The sequence below is a fragment of the Streptomyces griseus genome (assembly GCF_001715295.1).
Lineage (GTDB): Bacteria > Actinomycetota > Actinomycetes > Streptomycetales > Streptomycetaceae > Streptomyces > Streptomyces griseus_G.
Genome location: NZ_MDKB01000002.1, coordinates 318,056 through 335,944 on the forward strand (window position 1 = coordinate 318,056; position 17,889 = coordinate 335,944).

The 17,889-nt window shown below is 71.9% G+C and carries 17 protein-coding genes; 9 read left to right on the forward strand and 8 right to left on the reverse strand.

The genetic code is table 11. From position 1 onward, the window contains the following. Positions 1 to 387: 387 nt before the first annotated feature. The 4 genes from BA175_RS07935 to BA175_RS07950 all read left to right on the forward strand — a co-directional run bounded on the left by BA175_RS07935 (position 388) and on the right by BA175_RS07950 (position 4,768). Complete coding sequence (locus tag BA175_RS07935; RefSeq protein WP_069170584.1) at positions 388 to 1,278, forward strand: cupin-like domain-containing protein; 891 nt, start codon at positions 388 to 390, stop codon at positions 1,276 to 1,278. A 50-nt stretch (positions 1,279 to 1,328) separates the two neighbouring features. After that, positions 1,329 to 2,591, forward strand: a complete 1,263-nt coding sequence (gene ectB / locus BA175_RS07940; RefSeq protein WP_069170585.1) for a diaminobutyrate--2-oxoglutarate transaminase — start codon at positions 1,329 to 1,331, stop codon at positions 2,589 to 2,591. 112 nt (positions 2,592 to 2,703) lie between these two features. After that, on the forward strand, positions 2,704 to 3,990 hold the full coding sequence (locus BA175_RS07945) for an MFS transporter (RefSeq protein ID WP_069170586.1): 1,287 nt from the start codon (positions 2,704 to 2,706) through the stop codon (positions 3,988 to 3,990). 25 nt (positions 3,991 to 4,015) lie between these two features. Further along, on the forward strand, positions 4,016 to 4,768 hold the full coding sequence (locus BA175_RS07950; protein WP_254667833.1) for a thioesterase II family protein: 753 nt from the start codon (positions 4,016 to 4,018) through the stop codon (positions 4,766 to 4,768). Between the two features lie 84 nt (positions 4,769 to 4,852). On the opposite strand, the gene BA175_RS07955 is transcribed toward BA175_RS07950, so the two are convergent. Further along, on the reverse strand, positions 4,853 to 5,830 hold the full coding sequence (locus BA175_RS07955; protein WP_079159448.1) for a 3-oxoacyl-[acyl-carrier-protein] synthase III C-terminal domain-containing protein: 978 nt from the start codon (positions 5,828 to 5,830) through the stop codon (positions 4,853 to 4,855). Between the two features lie 414 nt (positions 5,831 to 6,244). On the opposite strand from BA175_RS07955, the gene BA175_RS07960 reads away from it, so the two are divergent. The 5 genes from BA175_RS07960 to BA175_RS07980 all read left to right on the forward strand — a co-directional run bounded on the left by BA175_RS07960 (position 6,245) and on the right by BA175_RS07980 (position 10,324). Beyond that, positions 6,245 to 7,813 carry an AMP-binding protein gene (locus BA175_RS07960; protein ID WP_069170589.1) on the forward strand — a complete coding sequence of 523 codons (1,569 nt, stop codon included), beginning with the start codon at positions 6,245 to 6,247 and terminating at the stop codon, positions 7,811 to 7,813. Further along, positions 7,810 to 8,079 (forward strand): phosphopantetheine-binding protein, encoded by a 270-nt coding sequence (locus tag BA175_RS07965; protein ID WP_069170590.1) that lies wholly within the window; start codon positions 7,810 to 7,812, stop codon positions 8,077 to 8,079. The genes BA175_RS07960 and BA175_RS07965 overlap by 4 nt, the downstream gene beginning before the upstream one ends. Positions 8,080 to 8,128: 49 nt before the next feature. After that, positions 8,129 to 8,830 carry a hypothetical protein gene (locus BA175_RS07970; RefSeq protein WP_069170591.1) on the forward strand — a complete coding sequence of 234 codons (702 nt, stop codon included), beginning with the start codon at positions 8,129 to 8,131 and terminating at the stop codon, positions 8,828 to 8,830. After that, entirely contained in the window at positions 8,827 to 9,072 is a 246-nt protein-coding gene (locus BA175_RS07975) for a phosphopantetheine-binding protein (protein ID WP_069170592.1), read from the forward strand. Before BA175_RS07970 ends, BA175_RS07975 begins: the two co-directional genes overlap by 4 nt. Before the next feature lie 94 nt (positions 9,073 to 9,166). After that, positions 9,167 to 10,324 carry a cytochrome P450 gene (locus tag BA175_RS07980; RefSeq protein ID WP_139131378.1) on the forward strand — a complete coding sequence of 386 codons (1,158 nt, stop codon included), beginning with the start codon at positions 9,167 to 9,169 and terminating at the stop codon, positions 10,322 to 10,324. An 82-nt stretch (positions 10,325 to 10,406) separates the two neighbouring features. Here the strand turns inward: BA175_RS07980 and BA175_RS07985 are convergent, their stop codons facing one another. From BA175_RS07985 to BA175_RS08015, 7 genes are all read right to left on the reverse strand, one after another. Beyond that, the gene (locus tag BA175_RS07985) at positions 10,407 to 11,732 is read right to left on the reverse strand and encodes a sulfate adenylyltransferase subunit 1 (protein ID WP_069170594.1); all 1,326 of its coding nucleotides are present in this window, start codon (positions 11,730 to 11,732) and stop codon (positions 10,407 to 10,409) included. Positions 11,733 to 11,734: 2 nt separating this feature from the next. After that, positions 11,735 to 12,676: a sulfate adenylyltransferase subunit CysD gene (gene cysD / locus BA175_RS07990; protein WP_069170595.1), complete on the reverse strand. Its 942-nt coding sequence runs from the start codon at positions 12,674 to 12,676 to the stop codon at positions 11,735 to 11,737. Further along, positions 12,673 to 13,236, reverse strand: a complete 564-nt coding sequence (gene cysC / locus BA175_RS07995) for an adenylyl-sulfate kinase (RefSeq protein WP_069172002.1) — start codon at positions 13,234 to 13,236, stop codon at positions 12,673 to 12,675. The genes cysD and cysC overlap by 4 nt, the downstream gene beginning before the upstream one ends. Positions 13,237 to 13,321: 85 nt before the next feature. Further along, positions 13,322 to 14,659 carry a (3,5-dihydroxyphenyl)acetyl-CoA 1,2-dioxygenase DpgC gene (gene dpgC / locus BA175_RS08000; protein WP_069170596.1) on the reverse strand — a complete coding sequence of 446 codons (1,338 nt, stop codon included), beginning with the start codon at positions 14,657 to 14,659 and terminating at the stop codon, positions 13,322 to 13,324. Continuing rightward, the gene (gene dpgB / locus BA175_RS08005) at positions 14,617 to 15,276 is read right to left on the reverse strand and encodes an enoyl-CoA-hydratase DpgB (protein ID WP_079159449.1); all 660 of its coding nucleotides are present in this window, start codon (positions 15,274 to 15,276) and stop codon (positions 14,617 to 14,619) included. The genes dpgC and dpgB overlap by 43 nt, the downstream gene beginning before the upstream one ends. Positions 15,277 to 15,290: 14 nt before the next feature. Then, positions 15,291 to 16,370 (reverse strand): 3,5-dihydroxyphenylacetyl-CoA synthase DpgA, encoded by a 1,080-nt coding sequence (gene dpgA / locus BA175_RS08010; protein ID WP_069170598.1) that lies wholly within the window; start codon positions 16,368 to 16,370, stop codon positions 15,291 to 15,293. Positions 16,371 to 16,478: 108 nt separating this feature from the next. After that, a complete protein-coding gene (locus tag BA175_RS08015; RefSeq protein WP_069170599.1) occupies positions 16,479 to 17,813 on the reverse strand; it encodes a PLP-dependent aminotransferase family protein in 1,335 nt (444 codons plus the stop codon). Positions 17,814 to 17,889 lie beyond the last annotated feature (76 nt).

Here is a 17,889-nt window from a genome sequence, read left to right on the forward strand (position 1 = left end):
GGCCGATTAGGGGTGTCAAGAAAGCGGAATTGACGTGTGCTCAACCGGCGGGGACCACGCGATTTCCCTTGACCATATGACCGGGCGTCGGAATGCTCGCACCTCGGTACAGGTACTCCGTCAGGCCCGGAAAAAGAGCTGGAGTAACCACCACCACCGAACTCGCGCTCCCCGCTCCGGAAGGTTACGAGCCGGGCGGAAGCCATCCAAGCGGTCCGCCCGGACACAGGGCGTTCCCCGGGCGGCGGTCCTGCTCTGTTCGACCGGTGCCGCGCCTCACTTGGACAGCGGCCGGCGCGGACGGTCACCACGGCACCCGTGCGGGCGCCGGCGGCCCCTGCCCGTACCGCCGGCGCGGACGACGAATAGGAGATGTCAGTGACAACGATGGCCCCACCGGTACCCGTGGATGTGCGGACCGAGCTGAGCCCGGAGGAGTTCCGCTCCACGTACATGGGGCGCAGGCCGGTGGTGATGCGGGGCGCGGCCGCACACATGCCCGCGGTGTCCACCTGGTCGGCCGCCCACCTCGGCGCGGTGGCACCGGAGCAGCGGGTACGCGTCAAGATGGGCACGGTCTCCAAGGGCCGCACCGCCGTCGTCGGGCTCGGCGACTACGCCCGTCAGCTCGCCGAGTGGGAGGCGTCGGTCGCCCAGGGGGACGACGTCGGCGATCCTCCCGGCTATCTGCACGACGTACCGCTGCTCTCCATGCTTCCGGAGCTCCGGCGCGACCTGGAACCGTTCCCCGCCGACTACTTCCCGGCGTTCTTCCGCGAGCAGTGGTGGCAGTTCACGCAGTTCTTCGTCGGCCCCGCGCGCGCGGTGACCCCGCTGCACTTCGACACCCTGCTCACGCACAACCTGTTCTTCCAGGTCCAGGGATCCAAGCGGTTCGTCATGGTGGCCGACGCCGAGCGCGGCAAGTGCTACACCTACAAATGGCGTTGGTCCGCGGTCGATCCGGAGGACCCCGACCTCGACCGGTATCCGCACTTCCGCGACGCGACGGTACTGACGTGCGACGTCGAGGCGGGCGACGTCTTCTACATGCCGCCCGGGACCCTGCACAAGGTGATCTCCCCGGGCGCGTCGATCTCCTTCAACATCGACTGGCACGACCGGGCCAGCGCCCTGCGCGGCGTCGCCGCGGTGCGGGAAGGCATGCCGCTGAAGAACCTGCGGTACAACTCGCTGTTCGCGCTCGGGGTCGTCGCCGGTCTGCCGCGCGGTCTGCTCATGCCGGGCCTGCGCTCGTACTACTCCTACGTCTCCTGACCAGGGCCGGCCCTCGGTCGCGCCACTCCTCGTACACAGAAGGGGCTTCCATGAGCATCTTCGACCAGCACGAGTCGAACGTGCGTACCTACAGCAGGCGTTGGCCGGTCGTCTTCTCCCGCGCGACCGGCAGCCGCCTGTACACCGATGAAGGACGAAGCTGGCTCGACTTCTTCGCCGGAGCGGGTTCGCTGAACTACGGCCACAACAATCCGGTGCTCAAGCGGGCGCTGCTCGACTACATCGGCAACGACGGCGTCACGCACGCGCTCGACATGTTCACCACCGCACGGCACGACCTGCTCGACACGCTCGTCGAGGTCGTACTGCGGCCACGGGGCCTGGACCACAAAGTGGTCTTCCCTGGCCCCGGGGGCGCCAACGCCGTCGAGGCGGCTCTGAAGCTGGCCCGCACGGTCACCGGCCGCAGCGAGGTCGTGCACTTCACCAACTCGTTCCACGGGGCGACGCTCGGCGCACTCGCGGTCACGGGCAACCCCGCCCACCGCCGGGCCGCCGGGATACCGCTGACCGGGGCCACTCCGGTGCCGTTCGACGGCCAGGATGGCCGGCCGGGGCCGGACTTCCTGGCGCGGCTCCTGGACAACCCGGGCAGCGGACTGGACCGGCCGGCCGCGGTGATCGTGGAGACCGTGCAGGCCGAGGGCGGGGTGAACGTGGCGAGCGCCGAGTGGCTGCGCGCGCTCGCGGACCTGTGTCACCGGCACGAGATCCTGCTCATCGTCGACGACATCCAGGCCGGCTGCGGCCGGACCGGCCCGTTCTTCAGCTTCGAGGACGCGGGCATCGTGCCGGACCTGATCTGCCTCTCGAAGTCGATCGGCGGATACGGGCTGCCGCTCGCGCTCACCCTGGTCCGGCCGGAGCTGGACGTCTGGCGGCCGGGGGCCCACAGCGGAACGTTCCGCGGTGTGAACCCGGCGTTCGTCACCGCCACGGCCGCGCTGTCCGCCTACTGGCGGGACGACGCGCTCGAGAAGTCGACGCGCGCCAGGGGCGAGTGGACGGCGAACGCCCTCCAGGACATCGTGCAGGCCCACCCCGGTCTCGGCATGTCCGTCCGCGGCCGCGGTCTCATCCAGGGCCTGGTGGCCGGAGAGGGGGTGGCCGACGAGGTCGCCGGTGAGGCGTTCACCCGGGGCCTGCTGGTGGAGACCGCCGGCCCGCGGGACGAGGTGGTCAAACTGCTGCCGCCGCTCACCGCCTCCGACGCCGAACTCGCCGAGGGCCTCTCCCTCCTCGAACAGTCCGTACGCGCGGTCGCCGGGCGGACCGCACGAGCACGATCATGACCGTTCCGGCTGTCGGTACGACAGCGTTCTCAGACAGGAATCCGCTTGTGAACCCACCGCGCGTCGATCCCGTTCGCTGCCGGCACGTCCCGACCCGACGGGAGGCACACTGATGGCCCGGAGCGGGAGCGGCAGCAAGCGTCTCGCCCGGGCGCGCGCTCTGGAACCGCTCCGCATAAGGGAGTTCCGCATCCTGTGGATCGGGCAGGCCGTCTCGGCCGCCGGGGGCGGGATGACCAAGGTGGCGCTGATCTTCGCCGTACTGGCGGTGGACGGCTCGGTGACCGACATCGGGCTGGTCATGACCGCGCAGGTCCTGACGCAGATCGTCTTCTCGCTGATCGGCGGGGTGTGGGCGGACCGGATGCGCCGCCAGGTCCTGATGCTGTCGTCCGACCTGATCCGCGCCGCCGCGCAGCTGGTGCTGGCGGCACTCCTGGTGACCGGTACGGCCGGCGTGTGGCATCTGGCCGTCGGCGCCGCGATCTTCGGTGGCGCCCAGGCGTTCTTCGGCCCGGCGTCCCGAGGGCTGATGGCGGAGATCATGCCCGCGGAACAACTCCAGCGCGGCAACGCGCTGATGTCGTTCTGCATCAGCGCCTCCACGGTCCTGAGCCCGGCGCTGGCCGGCGTGGTGATCGCCTGGTGGGGACCGGGACTGGTCCTGGCGGCCGACGCCGTCACGTTCATCGTCAGTGCCGTCTCGCTGGCGATGCTGCGGCTGGCACCGCGCACCCTTCCCGCGGCCGAGACGTTCTGGCGCGATCTGGGCACCGGGTGGCGCGAGTTGTCCGTCCGGCGCTGGCTGTGGCTCAACATGATCGTCCACATGCTGCAGAACCTCGCGGTCGCGGCCTACTACGTGCTCGGTCCGGCGATCGCGAACGAGTCCCTCGGCGGCCCGTCCGCCTGGGGCATCGTCGTGTCGGGCTTCGCCGCCGGCGCCCTGACGGGCGGGTTCGTCGCACTGAAGCTGGAGCCGCGCCGCCCTCTGGTCGTCGGTAACCTCGCGCTGGTCCTGACCGCGCTGCCCCTGCTGGCACTGGCCGTGCCGATGCCGCTGTGGTGCGTGGTCGGGTCGGCCTTCGTCAGCGGTGCGTCCACGCTGTTCCTCGACGCCCTGTGGCAGGCGTCGATGCAGCAGCTGATCCCCGTCGAGGTGATGTCGCGGGTCGAGTCCTACGACTGGCTCATCTCCACCGTGGCCGCGCCGCTGGGCCTTGCTCTGGTGGGCCCGCTCGCCGCCCAGGCGGGTCAGGCCGAGGCTCTGCTGATCGCCACGGTGATGATCGTCGTCCCGTGCGGCCTCACCCCGCTGGTGCCCGGCATCCGCGCGGTCCGGCGTGCTCCCGACGGCAGGATCACCGGACCGGCCGTCCCCCAGCTCACCAGTGCGTGAGCCGACCGAACGAGGAGTCATGGTCATGGGACGGGGCGAATGGATCCGCCGGTTCGGGACGGCGTCCGACGCGGCGGTGCGGGTGATATGCCTCCCGCACGCCGGGGGGTCGGCGCACTACTTCCGGCCCCTGGCGGCGGCGCTGTCCCCCGCGGCCGAGCTGCTGGCCGTGCAGTACCCCGGGCGGATGGACCGCGTCAGCGAACGGTACGTCACCGACTTCGCGGAGCTGACCGAGCGCACGCTCGACGCGGTGCGCCGGGTGGCGGACCGGCCGGTGGTGCTGTTCGGGCACAGCATGGGCGCGCTGCTGGGCTTCCAGGTGGCCAAGCGCATGGAGGCCGAGGGGATCGCGCCGCTGGCGCTGTTCGCGTCCGGAGCGCGGCCACCGGGCCGGTCGCTCCCCCCGCACACACGCCCGCGGGACGACGAGGAGCTGATGGCGGACCTCGCCCGGCTGGACGGCACCGACACCGGACTGCTGGACAACGCGGACATGCGTGCCCTGGTGCTGTCGACGCTGCGCGCGGACTACCGGATGCTGCGGTCCCACCGACGTGACGACTCCGTGCTGGCCTGTCCGGTCATGTCGCTGACCGGGGACGACGACCCGGTGGTGTCCGTCGACGACGCCCGTGGGTGGGCACGCCACACCGCCGGCCCGTTCGGCCTGCGGGTCTTCACCGGCAGGCACTTCTACCTCGACGGCCACTGGAGCGAGGTCGGCACGGTCATCACGGAACGTGCAGCGGCGCTCGGGCCGCAGCGTTCGGGCTGACCCCACGACGAAGCACCCCCTCGTCCGCCGAGCGCGGTGAGGGGGTGCTTCGTCGTGGGCCGGTGGTGCCCTGCTCGCCCGGGGTCAGCCGTCGGCCTCCCACGCCGGCCGGGCCAGGACCTCCAGAACGGCGCAGCCGAAACTGAACCCCGTGGAGTCGCCCAGCATGACGACGCGGTCCCCCACCTCGACGGCCGCCGTCTCCAGCAGGTGGGTCAGTCCGACGAACGAGTCGCCGCCGCTGATGAGATGACCGACGGTGCGCCCCAGCTCCCAGGTCGTGCGCTTCTCGTCGATCCCGAACTCGGCGAGGAAGTCCCCCTCGACCAGGAAACGCCCGGTGTAGGGCAGCAGCCAGTGCGTGATGTCACCGGCCTCGAGACCGGCGTCCGCGAGCGCGCCCCGCACACAGTCACGCTTCGCCTCGGCCATCGTCCCCATCATCGACATGATCCGGGCACGCTGCGCACGGAGGTACGCGCGGCGATCCTCGAACCCGGCGGGGTCGAGTCCGGCGAGACCACTGAACCTGCCGTCCCCGACGATCTCGGTGGCGAGCAGCCGGGCGACGCCGCTCCCGCCACCCACGACCATGGCGGTCGCCCCGTCGGCGGCCACCGCGCCCTGGTCGTCGCGGTACCGGTCGCCCTCTCTCGCGTACATGTCCGCCGAGGTCAGTACCGCCGCACGGCCGGCGGAGACGTACATCGCGCCGACCTCCAGCGCCGCGAGCGCCCCGTTGCACCCCTGCCGCAGCCCGAAGGCCCGAGCGCGGCCGTCGTGGGCCATGCCCTGTACGTAGGACGCCGGTTCGGCGACTCCCTCCGGGCCCTGTCCGTCCACGTAGGCGTGGACGAACAGGCCGATCTCGGCCGGGTCGGCGGCGGACCGGGCCAGAGCCCTCCGCGCGGCCTCGACGGCCATGTCCGCGGCGCAACCACTGCTCGCGACCGCTATCGACGCGTAGTCGTGCGCCTCACGGACGGCGGGGTCGTACCGGCCGGCGGCCACGGCGTCCGCCACCGGCTCGCGCTCCCCCAGGACCACGGCACAGGAGCGCACATACACATCGTCCCAACGCACGAAGCAGCCTCCGGAAGTCTTCAGGGTGGTGGTTCTGGGCGTGAACGGCTGCGACCGTAACGGCGCGCGTCCCGCCCCGGCAACGTCCGTGGGGCACCGGGTGGAGCGCGTCCGCCCGCACGGTGTTCACGCTCGTCGTGCGGGCCTTCACTGGGCGGTGGACCTGTGGGTACGATCCCGCGACGAACCACGCCGGGAACGGGAGCCGGTCCCACCGCGCCCCGTGCGCCCCTCCCCCGTCCCCTCCGGCGGGAGGGCGTGCGAACGGGCCGCGTGCTGCCCGGACGGCGGAGCTGAGACCCGGTCAGGACAGAGGTCCTCGCGACACGCGAGCGAACCGCCACGAACACGCTCGACGACGGTGACGGCAGCCGTCGCACGTTGGGAGTCCACATGTGCCAAGCAGAGCAGGCGGATACAGCACGACCACCGACGCTGTGGGGCGGCACCGCGGAGCCGGGATGCCTGCTCGACGGGCTGGTCCGTGCGGTGGAACGGCGGCCCGGAGGGCTCGCCGTGATCGACGGGGCGACCCGGCTGACGTACGGAGAGTTGTGGGGCCGGGTCGGCGCGCTCGCGGCGACCCTCGGCCGCCACGGCATCGGCCCGGGCAGCCGGGTCGCGGTGACCGGCGCGCGCGGCGCACCCACCGTCACGGCCCTGCTGGCCACCCTCGCCGTCGGCGCCACCTGTGTGCCGCTGGACGCGTCGTACCCGGTACGCCGCCTCGCCTTCATGCTGCGCGACAGCGGCGCGACCCTGCTGCTGCACGACGGTCCCCCGCCGGTGACCGCACCCGGGATCACGGCCCTCGCCATCGAGGACGCCGCCGGGGCCGGAAACGACGGCTTCCGCCCGGTGGCCTGCCGGCCGGACCTCCCGGTCTACGTCATCTACACCTCGGGGTCGACCGGCCTGCCCAAGGGCGTGACCGTCCAGCACAGTTGCCTCGACCCCCTGGTGGCCTGGCAGCGCGGCGACTCCGTCCGGCCGGCACTGCGGACCGCACAGTTCGCGCCCCTGAACTTCGACGTGAGTTTCCAGGAGATCCTGGGCACCCTGTGCGACGGCGGCACCCTCGTCATCGCCCCCGAGTCGCTGCGCCGCGATCCGTTCACCCTGGTGGGGTGGCTGGCGGAACACGCCGTGGAGCGGCTCTTCCTTCCCTACGTCGCCCTGCACATGCTGGCCGTGGCGGCCTCGGCGCACGACGGTGACCTCGGACTCTCCCTGCTGGAGGTGAACACGGCGGGCGAACAGCTGCTGTGCACACCGCCGATCAAGGCACTGTTCACGGCGCTCCCCGGGGCCAGGCTCAAGAACCACTACGGGCCGTCCGAAACCCACGTGGTGACGGCCTGGACGCTGCCCCGCGACCCCGCCGACTGGCCGCTCGTGCCGCCCATCGGCCGTCCGCTTCCGGGCTGCGAGCTGCTGGTGGACCCCGGTGACGCGGAGTCCCCGGCCACCGGTGAACTGCTGGTGGCCGGTGCCCCGGTCTCCCTGGGTTACCTCGACCGGCCGGAACTGAACGCCGAGCGCTTCGTCACCGTCGCACGCACTCCCCAGGGACACACCCGCGCGTTCCGCACCGGCGATCTGGTACGCGTCGAGGACGGCCTCGTCCACTTCCTCAACCGCCTGGACCACGACGTCAAGATCCGCGGTGTCCGGGTCAACCTCCTGGAGATCGAGGCCTGCCTGATGCGCCAGCCGGGCGTCGCCACCGCGGTCTGCACCGCCGTCGAGCCGGTCCCCGGCTCGCGGCAGCTGCGGGCCGCCGTCACCCTGCGCCCCGGCGGGACCGAACCCGGTGACCTGCGCGCGGCGCTGGCCGAACTGCTGCCGGAGGCCTCGGTGCCCGCCTCGGTGACCGTACTCCCCGGACTGCCCCATACCCCGAGCGGCAAGATCGACCGCAGCTCGGTCGCGCGGTCCCTGACGACCGGAGGTGGCCGATGACGGCCGAACCGACCCTGGACGACGCCACCACGCCCTACCGGCGACGCATCGCCGCGATCTGGTCGGCCGCACTGGGCATCGAGGTGACCGCGGCGGACCACGACTTCTTCGCCGCGGGCGGCGATTCCTTCCAGGCGGTGCTGGCGACGGCCTCGGTGCGCCGCGAGTGGGGCGTCGACGTCCCCGCCCAGCTCCTTCTCGATCACCCGGTGCTCGCGGACTTCGCGGCTCATGTGGCCCGGCTGGCGGACGAGCGTGCCCGGTGAGGTCACGCAAGCCGGCGAGGACGGCCGGAGAGCGGGAAGGAGCACGACGTTGCTGAGGATCCTGGACTATCCGGGGCGCCGGCCGGAGGCGCCGGTCACCGCGCTGGGTCTCGACGGCATGGTCGGTCTGCTCGACGACCCCCTGCCGGTCGAGGGCACCGGCCCCGCGTACGCGGCCCGGCTCGACGTCGGTCCCGAGCCGATCCTGGCGTACTGCGCCGCCTCGGCGATCGCGGTGCACCTCGCCCACCGGTCCGTACGGCCGAACCCCCTGGTCCTCTTCGACCCGATGCCCACCACCGACGACGACATCGCGCACGCCTACGCCGACGCGGTCGCCCAGGTGCCGGGAGACGGCGAAGAACCACTGCCGTTCGGTGAACTCCCGTCGGAACCGGTGAAGTTCCTCGACGCCGTGGGCGCCGACCTGACGCGGCGCGTGGACGCGGCGCTGCGGGCCCAGGGGCTGAGCGGGGAGGTGACCGCCGGCCCGGCGGCGCACTTCGTCCGGCAGCACCTCTCGTACCTCTCCTACCTGCTCGCGGCACGGGGCGCACTGCCCGACGGGCCGGTCGGGCCCATGCTCCAGGTGCTCTCCCGCGAGCACCCCGACCACCGTGGCTGGCTCCCCCCGGGGCAGCTGACCACCTTGCGTATCGACAGTGACCGGGCCGGACTGACGGCCCACGAAGAGGCGAGGGTCGGCACCGCGTCGTTCCTGGCCACAGTGACGAGGAGGCAGTACACATGACCGGTGACGACCTGCGGTCCGCGGTGCGGACGGTCTGGGAGGAAGTGCTCGGCACCGTCGTCGACGACGACACCGAGTTCTTCGATGCGGGGGGCACCTCGTTCGCCGCACTGCGCATCATCGCGACCATCAACGGCCGTCGAGGAACCTCGGTCTCGGTGAAGGTGCTGTTCGACCACTCCCGCTTCGGCGACTTCACCGCCGCCCTGGACCGTGAAACCGGGCTCGTCCGGCAGGTCTGACACCGCGTGTGCGGAACCGCGCACCACCACGAGATCTCTTCCGGACCATCGAAAGCAGGGGGCTGCCTTGTCCGTGTCGTTGACGGTCGATCTGTTGGATCCAGCGCTGTACTCGGAGGGAAATCCGCACGAGGTCTGGCGGGCGATGCGTGAGGCCGGTCCCGTACACCACCAGGTGGCGCGGACCGGCGCGGAGCACTGGGCCGTGGTCGGCCACACGGTGGGCAAGCAGGTGCTGCACGACTGGAAGACGTTCACCTCCACCCGCGGGGCGCTGCTGCGCGCGGACGACAACGCCGCCCCCTACCCCGGCGCCGGCAAGATGCCGGTCCTCACCGATCCACCGCGCCACACGGATATGCGCCGGGCCGTCGCCCGGATGTTCACACCCCGTGCCGTGGAGGGGCTGGGCGCGCTGGCGCACGAGGTGGCCCGCTCGCTCCTGGCGGACCTGCGCGCGCGGGGCGGTGGCGACTTCGCCACCGAGGTGGCCGCGAGGTTCCCGATCGCGGTCCAGGCAGAGATCCTCGGCATACCGGTCGAGGACATCCCCCTGATCCTCGATGCCACGCGCCGCTCCGTGGACGATCCGGAGCACGATTCCTTCGGTCACCACGATGTGATGACCTACTTCCTGGGGGCGCTCGGCACGACGCGGGGCGCGGCGGGCCGCGACCTGATCGGCACCCTGCTCGCGGCGCGGGCGGACGGCCTTCCCCTGTCGGACGAGGAGATCGTCCTGACCTGCGACAACATCGTGGTGGCCGCGAGCCAGACCGTGCAGCACGCGGTGAACGGCGGTCTGTTGGCCCTGATCGAGCACCCGGCGGCGTGGGCGGAACTGCGCGAGGGACGGGTGGACACCGGCGCCGTGGTGGACGAACTGCTGCGCTGGACCTCGCCGGCCACGCACGTGATGCGCACCGCGGTCCACGACACCGAACTGGCGGGAACCACGATCCGGGCCGGAGACGCGGTGGCGGTGTGGATCGCCTCCGCCAACCGGGACGCCACCGTCTTCGACCGTCCGGGAGAGCTGCTGCCGGCCCGCAGCCCCAACCCGCACCTGTCCCTCGGCGGCGGCATGCACTTCTGCCTGGGCGCCGCCCTCGTACGCGTGCTGATGCGGGCGCTGCTCACGGAACTGACCCGCTCCGGGATGTCGCTGTCGCTCGCGGGCCCGCCCGTGTGGCACTCGACCTGGGCGGTCAACGGCATGCGCTCGCTGCCCGTGGAGGTCTCTCCCGTCTGACCCGCGATGCGGACAGAGGTGGGGGGCCGGCCGCGTACGCGGCCGGCCCCCCACCTCTGTCCGCATCCGGCTTCCGCCCGGTTCAGCGGGCCCCTTCCCGGTCGTCGTGGGGCGGGCGGGGTCCTCCGGCCCGTTCGGCGAAGGCACGGCCGGCCATGCCGGCGGCGAGTGTGGTGCCGTCGTCGGGATCGATCAGCAGGAACGATCCGGTGCGGCGGCAGTCGGCGTAGTCGTCGATGGGCAGTGCCTCGGCCGTGCGGATCACCACGTGCCCGATGTCGTTGGTGACGAGGGAGCCGGGCGCGGGGTGCAGGGCCAGGCTGTCCGGCGTGAGCCGGGACGCGATGTCCCCGACCATCGACGTGACCGTACGAGTGCCGTGCTTGAGCAGGACGCGTGCGCCCGGCACCAGCGGCCGGTCGGCGACCTGGCAGACGGTCGCCCTGATGTCCTGGGTGACGCGGGGCGCGGACGCCGTAGGGGCGATCAGGTCTCCGCGGGAGACGTCCACCTGGTCGGCCAGCCGCAGCGACACCGACTGCGGGGCCCGGGCCCTCTCCACGCTCTCGCCGAGCACGTCGATACCGGCGACGGTCGTCGTGCGGCCCGACGGCAGGACGGTGACCTCCTGGCCGACGTGGAAGGAGCCGGCCGCTATCTGGCCGGCGTACCCGCGGTAGTCGGGGTGGTCGGAGGTCTGCGGGCGGATGACGTACTGGACCGGGAAGCGCGCGATACCCGCCCCCGGCTCGTGACCGGCCGGGACCGTCTCCAGGTGCTCCAGCACGGTGGGGCCCCCGTACCAGTCCATGTGCGCGCCCGCGTCCACGACGTTGTCGCCGTGCAGCGCCGAGACGGGGATGGCGGTGACCGCGGACACGCCCAGCCGGGTGGCGTAGGCGGTGAACTCGTCGGCGACGGCGGCGAAGGTCTCCTCCGCGTAGCCGACGAGGTCCATCTTGTTGACGGCGAGGACGAGGTGCGGGACCCGCAGCAGTGCGGCGATGGCCGCGTGCCGCCGGGTCTGCTCGACGATGCCGTGGCGCGCGTCGACGAGAACGATCGTCAGCTCGGCGGTGGAGGCGCCGGTGACCATGTTCCGCGTGTACTGCACGTGCCCCGGGGTGTCCGCGAGGATGAACCGGCGCCGCGGGGTCGCGAAGTAGCGGTACGCGACGTCGATGGTGATGCCCTGCTCGCGCTCGGCGCGCAGACCGTCGGTGAGCAGCGCGAGGTCCGGGGTACCGGAGCGGGAGACGGACTCCAGCTGGTCGGAGAGGACAGACCTGGAGTCGTGCAGCAGGCGGCCGACGAGCGTCGACTTGCCGTCGTCCACCGACCCGGCGGTCGCCAGGCGCAGCAGCGTGGTCCCGGTGGGGGCCCCGCTCCGTTCGACAGTGATGGTCATGGCTAGAAGTACCCTTCGCGCTTGCGGTCTTCCATGGCGGCCTCGGACATCTTGTCGTCGGCACGGCTGGCGCCCCGCTCGGTGAGCCGGGACGCGGCGATCTCCGCGATGACCTCGTCGACGGTCGTGGCGTCGGAGTCGACGGCGCCCGTGCAGGAGATGTCGCCGACGGTGCGGTAGCGCACCTGGCGCTTCTCGACGGTTTCCCCGGCCTTCGGCCCGCCCCACTCGCCCGCGGTCAGCCACATGCCGTTGCGTCCGAACACCTCGCGCCGGTGGGCGAAGTAGATCTCCGGAAGCTCGATGTGCTCGCGGGCGATGTACTGCCACACGTCCAGCTCGGTCCAGTTGGACAGCGGGAAGACGCGGACGTGTTCGCCGGGGGCGTGGCGGCCGTTGTAGAGCTGCCACAGCTCGGGGCGCTGGCGGCGCGGGTCCCACTGCGAGAACTCGTCACGGAGGGAGAAGACGCGCTCCTTGGCGCGGGCCTTCTCCTCGTCCCGGCGTCCACCGCCGAAGACCGCGTCGAACCGGTGCGCGCGGATGGCGTGGACGAGCGGCACCGTCTGCAGCGGATTGCGCGTCCCGTCCGGACGCTCGCGCAGCAGTCCCCGGTCGATGAACTCCTGCACCGACGCGACGTGCAGGCGCAGCCCGTGCCTCGCCACGGTCCGGTCGCGGTGCTCGATCACCTCGGGGAAGTTGTGCCCGGTGTCGACGTGCAGCAGGGGAAACGGCACCGGCGCGGGGGTGAACGCCTTCATGGCCAGGTGCAGCATCACGATCGAGTCCTTGCCGCCGGAGAACAGGATCACCGGCTTCTCGAACTCCCCCGCCACTTCGCGGAGGATGTGCACCGCCTCGGACTCGAGGGCGTCGAGGTGGGTGAGGGCGGCCTTCGCGCCCGCCTTCCCGGCCTCGGCCGGTGCGATCGATGACGTCATGCGATGCCCCTTCTCTTCAACAGGTCCAGTAGTGCTCCCACCGACTCGTCCACGCCCTCCCGGTGGGCCGCGATGCGCGCATCCGGGTCGGCCGGCACGTCGTAGGGGTCGTCCACCCCGCTGAGCCCGGTCAGTCCACCGGCGGCCTGCCGGGCGTACAGGCCCTTCACGTCGCGGCCGGCGCACACCTCCACCGGTGTGGCCACGTGCACCTCCAGGTACGGCGTGCCGGACGATTCGTGGTGCCGGCGCACCGCGGCGCGGCTCTCGGCGTGCGGCGCGATGACCGGTGCGAGGACGAGCACGCCGTGGGAGGCGAGCAGTTCGGCGACGAAGCCGATACGGGTCACGTTGGTGTGCCGGTCCGCGCGGGAGAAGCCGAGCCCGGCGGAGAGGAATGTGCGCATCTCGTCCCCGTCCAGCACTTCCACCCGGCGGCCGGCCGCCCGCATCCGCTCGGCCGCCGCGGCCGCGATGGTCGACTTGCCCGCGCTCGGTAGACCGGTCAGCCAGACGGTGGCACCCCGCTCCCCGGCTCCGGGTCCGGGTCGAAGCGTCATCCCGGCCATCCCGGCACCTCCTTCCCGCCGGTGGGTCCGGGCCGGGGGCCCGTGCGTCGAGCGCGGGCGTGACGCGCGGCGCGGGTCAGGACGGCACAGGACACGTCGGCCGCGCCTCCTCCACGAACCGGCCCACCTTGCTGATGACGTCCTCGCCGTACAGGCGCAGGGCCTGCTGGAGTGCGAACTCGCTCATGTAGCGGCGGAACTCGTCCAGGGGCTCCTCGGCGAGGTTCAGCATCCTGCGGTTGGGCACCACCGCCGGGCCGCGCAGCCGGCCGACCGCGCGGGCCACGGCCTCGTCCATCTCCTCCGGTTCCACCACCTCGTCGATCAGCAGCCGGGCGTCGGGCTCCGTGGCCCGGATCCGCCGGCCCTGGAGGATGACCTGCCGCGCGATCCGGGGGCCGGTGGCCCTGCCGAAACGGAAGTTGCCGGCTCCCGGCACGATGCCCTCCTGGGCGGCGGGCAGGCTGAGGTAGGCGTCCGACGCGCACAGGACGTGGTCGAAGGCGAAGAGCAGCTGTGTCCCGCCCCCGATGGCGAAGGTCTCGACGGCCGCGACCCACGGCTTCTCCACCGTGGGCGAGTGCCAGGGCGCGTCGTCGGTCCGTATCCCCCGGACGAGCTTGTGGATGTACCCGATCTCACGCCGCAGCAGGAAGTCCACCAGGGAGATGTCCCCGGCGTGCAGGCTCTTGAGGTTGATGCCCGCGCTGAACACCCGTCGGCCGCGGTGGCGCGGGTGGGTCATCGTGCCGCCGCGCAGCACCCCCACGTTCACCTGTGGATCGAGAAGGACGAGGTCGACGGCGGTCTCCATGTCGTCGACCTGCTGGTTGTCCTCGGCGTTCAGGCAGTCGTCGCGGCACATCGTGAGGTATGCGGCGCCGTCCCGCCGCTCGACCCGGACCGACGCGGTCTCCAGAACACCCGTCCGCAGGAATTCGGGCAGCAGCCGCAGCGCGCGAGCGGTGGGGCGGAGCATGGTGTCGAGCAGGTGCGCGCCGGCCCTGGGCGAGGCCAGGACGGCGCGAAGAAAGATGCCCTGGTCGATCTCGTACCCTTCCTTGTCCGCCTGCCGGCGGCCGCGGTCGGCGGCGAGCTGCCCGGCCGTCGGCACCAGCCCGGGGAACTCGGTGGCAGCGGCCTCGACGAGTTCCGCGATCCGCAGTCCCTTGGTGCGGCCGTCCGTCAGACGGTCGTAGACGGCGTCGGCCTGCGCCTCCAGGAAGCGCATCCGCATCGTGCGGGCGGCGTCCTTCGCCTCGGCGATCTCCGCGCGTTCGCCGGGCAGCCGTGCGCCGGGTTCGGGCAGCGCGGCCACCAGCTTGTCGACATGTGCGGCCGTCGCCCGCACCGCGGACCAGAGGGGCACGGTCACGACGCCACCTCCACGGGTTCGCGCAGCACTCGGTCGCATGCCGCGAGGTGCGAGCCGAGTGCCTCGTCGAAGCTCGTCGTCGCGGCGTCGAAGTGCAACTGCCGCCGAATGGCTATCTCGTCGCCCACCAGCGCGCCCACCAGCGCCACTGCGGCCGCCAGCGCGCCCTCGGGGTCCTCGGTCAGTTCGTCGGCCAGGCCGATCCGCAGCGCCGTGGCGGCGTCGATGGGCTCCCCGAACAGCAGCGCGCGGCGGACCCGGGCGGCCCCGCCCAGCTGGACGAGCCGGTAACCGGCCATGCCCGGCCAGGTCGCGGCGGCGTCCCTGGCCACCAGCAGCCGGGTGTCGGGCGTGACCGTCCGGATGTCGCAGGCCAGGAAGACGTCGAGGGCCGCGCCGCCGCAGTCGCCGGACGCCACGACCACCGTGGCCCGCGCGAGCCGCTCCAACCGGCGCAGCGCGCGTTCCCACTTGCTGACCGCGGTCACGTCGAGGCCGCTGGTCCACCCCTCGGCCGGGGCCCCGCCGACCCGTACCACCACGGCACCGGAGCCGGACCGGTCCTCCGCCGTGTCGCAGAACGCCTGCACGGTCGCGGCCGTCACCGCCGACGGCGGTACGGTGCCGTCGATCACCAGAGTCAGTGCTTCTTCCACAACGTCCTCCGCATTCACCACTGGACCAGCGCCGTTTCGATCGTCGAACCAGGACCCATCGTCATCAGCACGCCGTACTCGCCGTGCTGGGCGACTCCTTCGTCCAGGAGCCGTTCGTACGAGAACAGGAAGGATCCGCTCGACACGTTTCCGTAGTCGCGCAGGACACCGACGGTGTGCCGTACGTCGTGCCTCGTCAGCCTCAGGTTGACCGCGACGGCGTCGACGACCTTCTTGCCGCCGGAGTGCACCAGCCAGTGGGCGATGTCGCTGCGCCGTAGGCCCGTCCCGTCGAGGAGCCGGTTCACGGCCAGTTCGGCATGGGCGCCGACCACGTACGGAACGTGCGGGTCCAGGTAGAAGCTGAACCGGCCCAGATCCCGGTCCCAGTCGTAGCGCATGGCGTCGACGGCGTCCGGGATCAGGCAACTGGCGAACTTCAGGATCTGCGGTCCTTCGACGACAGCCGTCTCGTCCGGGGCGTGGCCGGATCGGATCGCGAGCGCGGCGGCCCCGTCGCCGAACAGGCTGTTGACCACCGCGGTACGCATGGTGGAGTCCATGGCGTAGGCGGCGGAGCACGCTTCCGCGCAGAGCACGACGGCCAGCTCCCCGGGGTGGGCGGCGGCCCAGCCGGAGACGACGCCCAGGGCGTTGAGGCCTGCGTTGCAGCCCATGCCCACGATGTCGGAGCGACTGCAGTGCCGGTCGATCCCCAGCTCCTTGATGAGCAGGGCGCTCAGTCCCGGGGTGAGCAGTCCAGTGGACGTCACACAGCACAGATGACGCAGGTCGGAGAGCTCGGCCCCGGCCCGCTTGAGGCAGGCGAGCAGCGCCTCGGCCCCCATCGCGACGGCCTGGGCACGGTGCTTGTCGAGGAGGTCGCCCTGGGCCTCGTGGACCCGGCCGCCGGCGCCGTCGGGCGGCGGGAGCGTCAGATGGCGGCGGTCGATGGCACTGTTGAGGAATACCGAACGGATCTTGGGGTCGGTGATCGCGAAGGTGTCGAGCACCTCCTGCTGGGTGTACGACGCGGAAGGCACCGCCGTCCCCACGCCCAGGGCGCGGGGCCGCAGCGCGGCTGCCAGGGTCATCGGAACGTCCACCCCCACATACGCGCTCTGCGCCGCGGTCGACGGCACCGGTTCGGGTCGGTCACGTGCATGTCCTCTCTCACTGGGGTACTGCGCTGTCCTGGCCGGTCAGAGCGCCGCACACCGTGCCTCGACGAAGCGCACGAGCCGCGCGGTGCCCTCATGGATCTCGGCCGGCGTCAGAGAGCTGGTCGACAGCCGGATGGCGTGATCGCCTCCGCCGCCGGGGTGAAAGTGCGTCATGGGCGTCCAGAGGACTCCGAAGTCCTGTGCGCAGGAGGCGAGTTGCTCGTTGTCCACCGTGAAGGGGACCCGCAGGGTGAGGAAGAAGCCCCCGCTCGGCTCGTTCCAGCTCACGCCGAGGGCTGTGCGTCGCGCCTCGGGAAGCCGGGCGTCGAGCTGCCGCAGCATCTCCCGCATCGACCCGCCGTAGCGGGCGGCGGCCCCTGCGTTGAGCTGCGACAGCCGGCCCTGAGCGCCGAGCAGGGCTCCGGCCACCGCCGCCTGGCCCAGCGGGGAGGTGTTGACCGTGACCATGCTCTTGATCTTGGTGAGCTCGGCGGCCAGCAGCCGCTCCCCGCCGTCGGCGTCCCGGACGCGCTGGTCGGCGACGACGAATCCGACCCGGGCACCGGGAAAGAGCGTCTTGGAGTACGAGCCCACGTGCACGACCCTGCGCGTCCGGTCCAGGGACTTCAGGGTGGGCAGCGGTGTTCCCGGACTCACCAGCCGGTACGGGCTGTCCTCCAGGATCAGGAAGTCGTAGCGCTCGGCCAGCCTCAGCAGGTCCTCCCGGGCCCGTGCTCCCATGGTGGCGCCGGAGGGATTGGAGTGGTCGGGCACGACGTAGAACACGCGCGGGCGGCGGCCGCCTGCCAGCTCCTCACGCACCGCGGCCTCCAGATCGGCGGCGCTGAACCCGTCCTCGCGCTCCTCCACCGGGCGGACGCGTACGTCGAGGAGGCGGGCCGCGCCGGTGATCCCGACGTAGCAGGGACTGGAGACCAGCAGGACGTCGTCGGGGTCCGCGACGAGCGCGCGCAGGACCAGGAGCATGGCCTCCTGGGCGCCCACGGTCACCAGAATCGACTCGGCCGGCACGTCCATGTTCTCGTCCACGCGCAGCGAGTCGGCGATGATGTCGCGGATCAGCCCCGCCGTCGGCCCGTACTGGTACAGCGCGGTGCGCACGTCGTCCGGCGAACCGCCCCGCTCCGCCAGGTGGTCCAGATACCGGCGGACGTGGCCGATCACCTGTTCGGGGTCGAAGGAGGCGTCACAGGGGCGCCCGGGAGCGAACGAGATCGCGTCCGGGTACCGATGGGTGATCTCGTTGAGGAAGTTCATGGTGTCGAGCACCGGCTCGGAGACACTGCCGTGCAGCTCTGCCTTCTCCAGCCAGTCCCGTGGGCGGGTCTCGGTGGACACAGCGATTCCAGGCATGGGCTCCCCTGAGTTCTGATGAGTTTCTTCCCGTGGGCGGCCGCGGTGCGGGGCGGCGCACACACGTGGGCGGCGC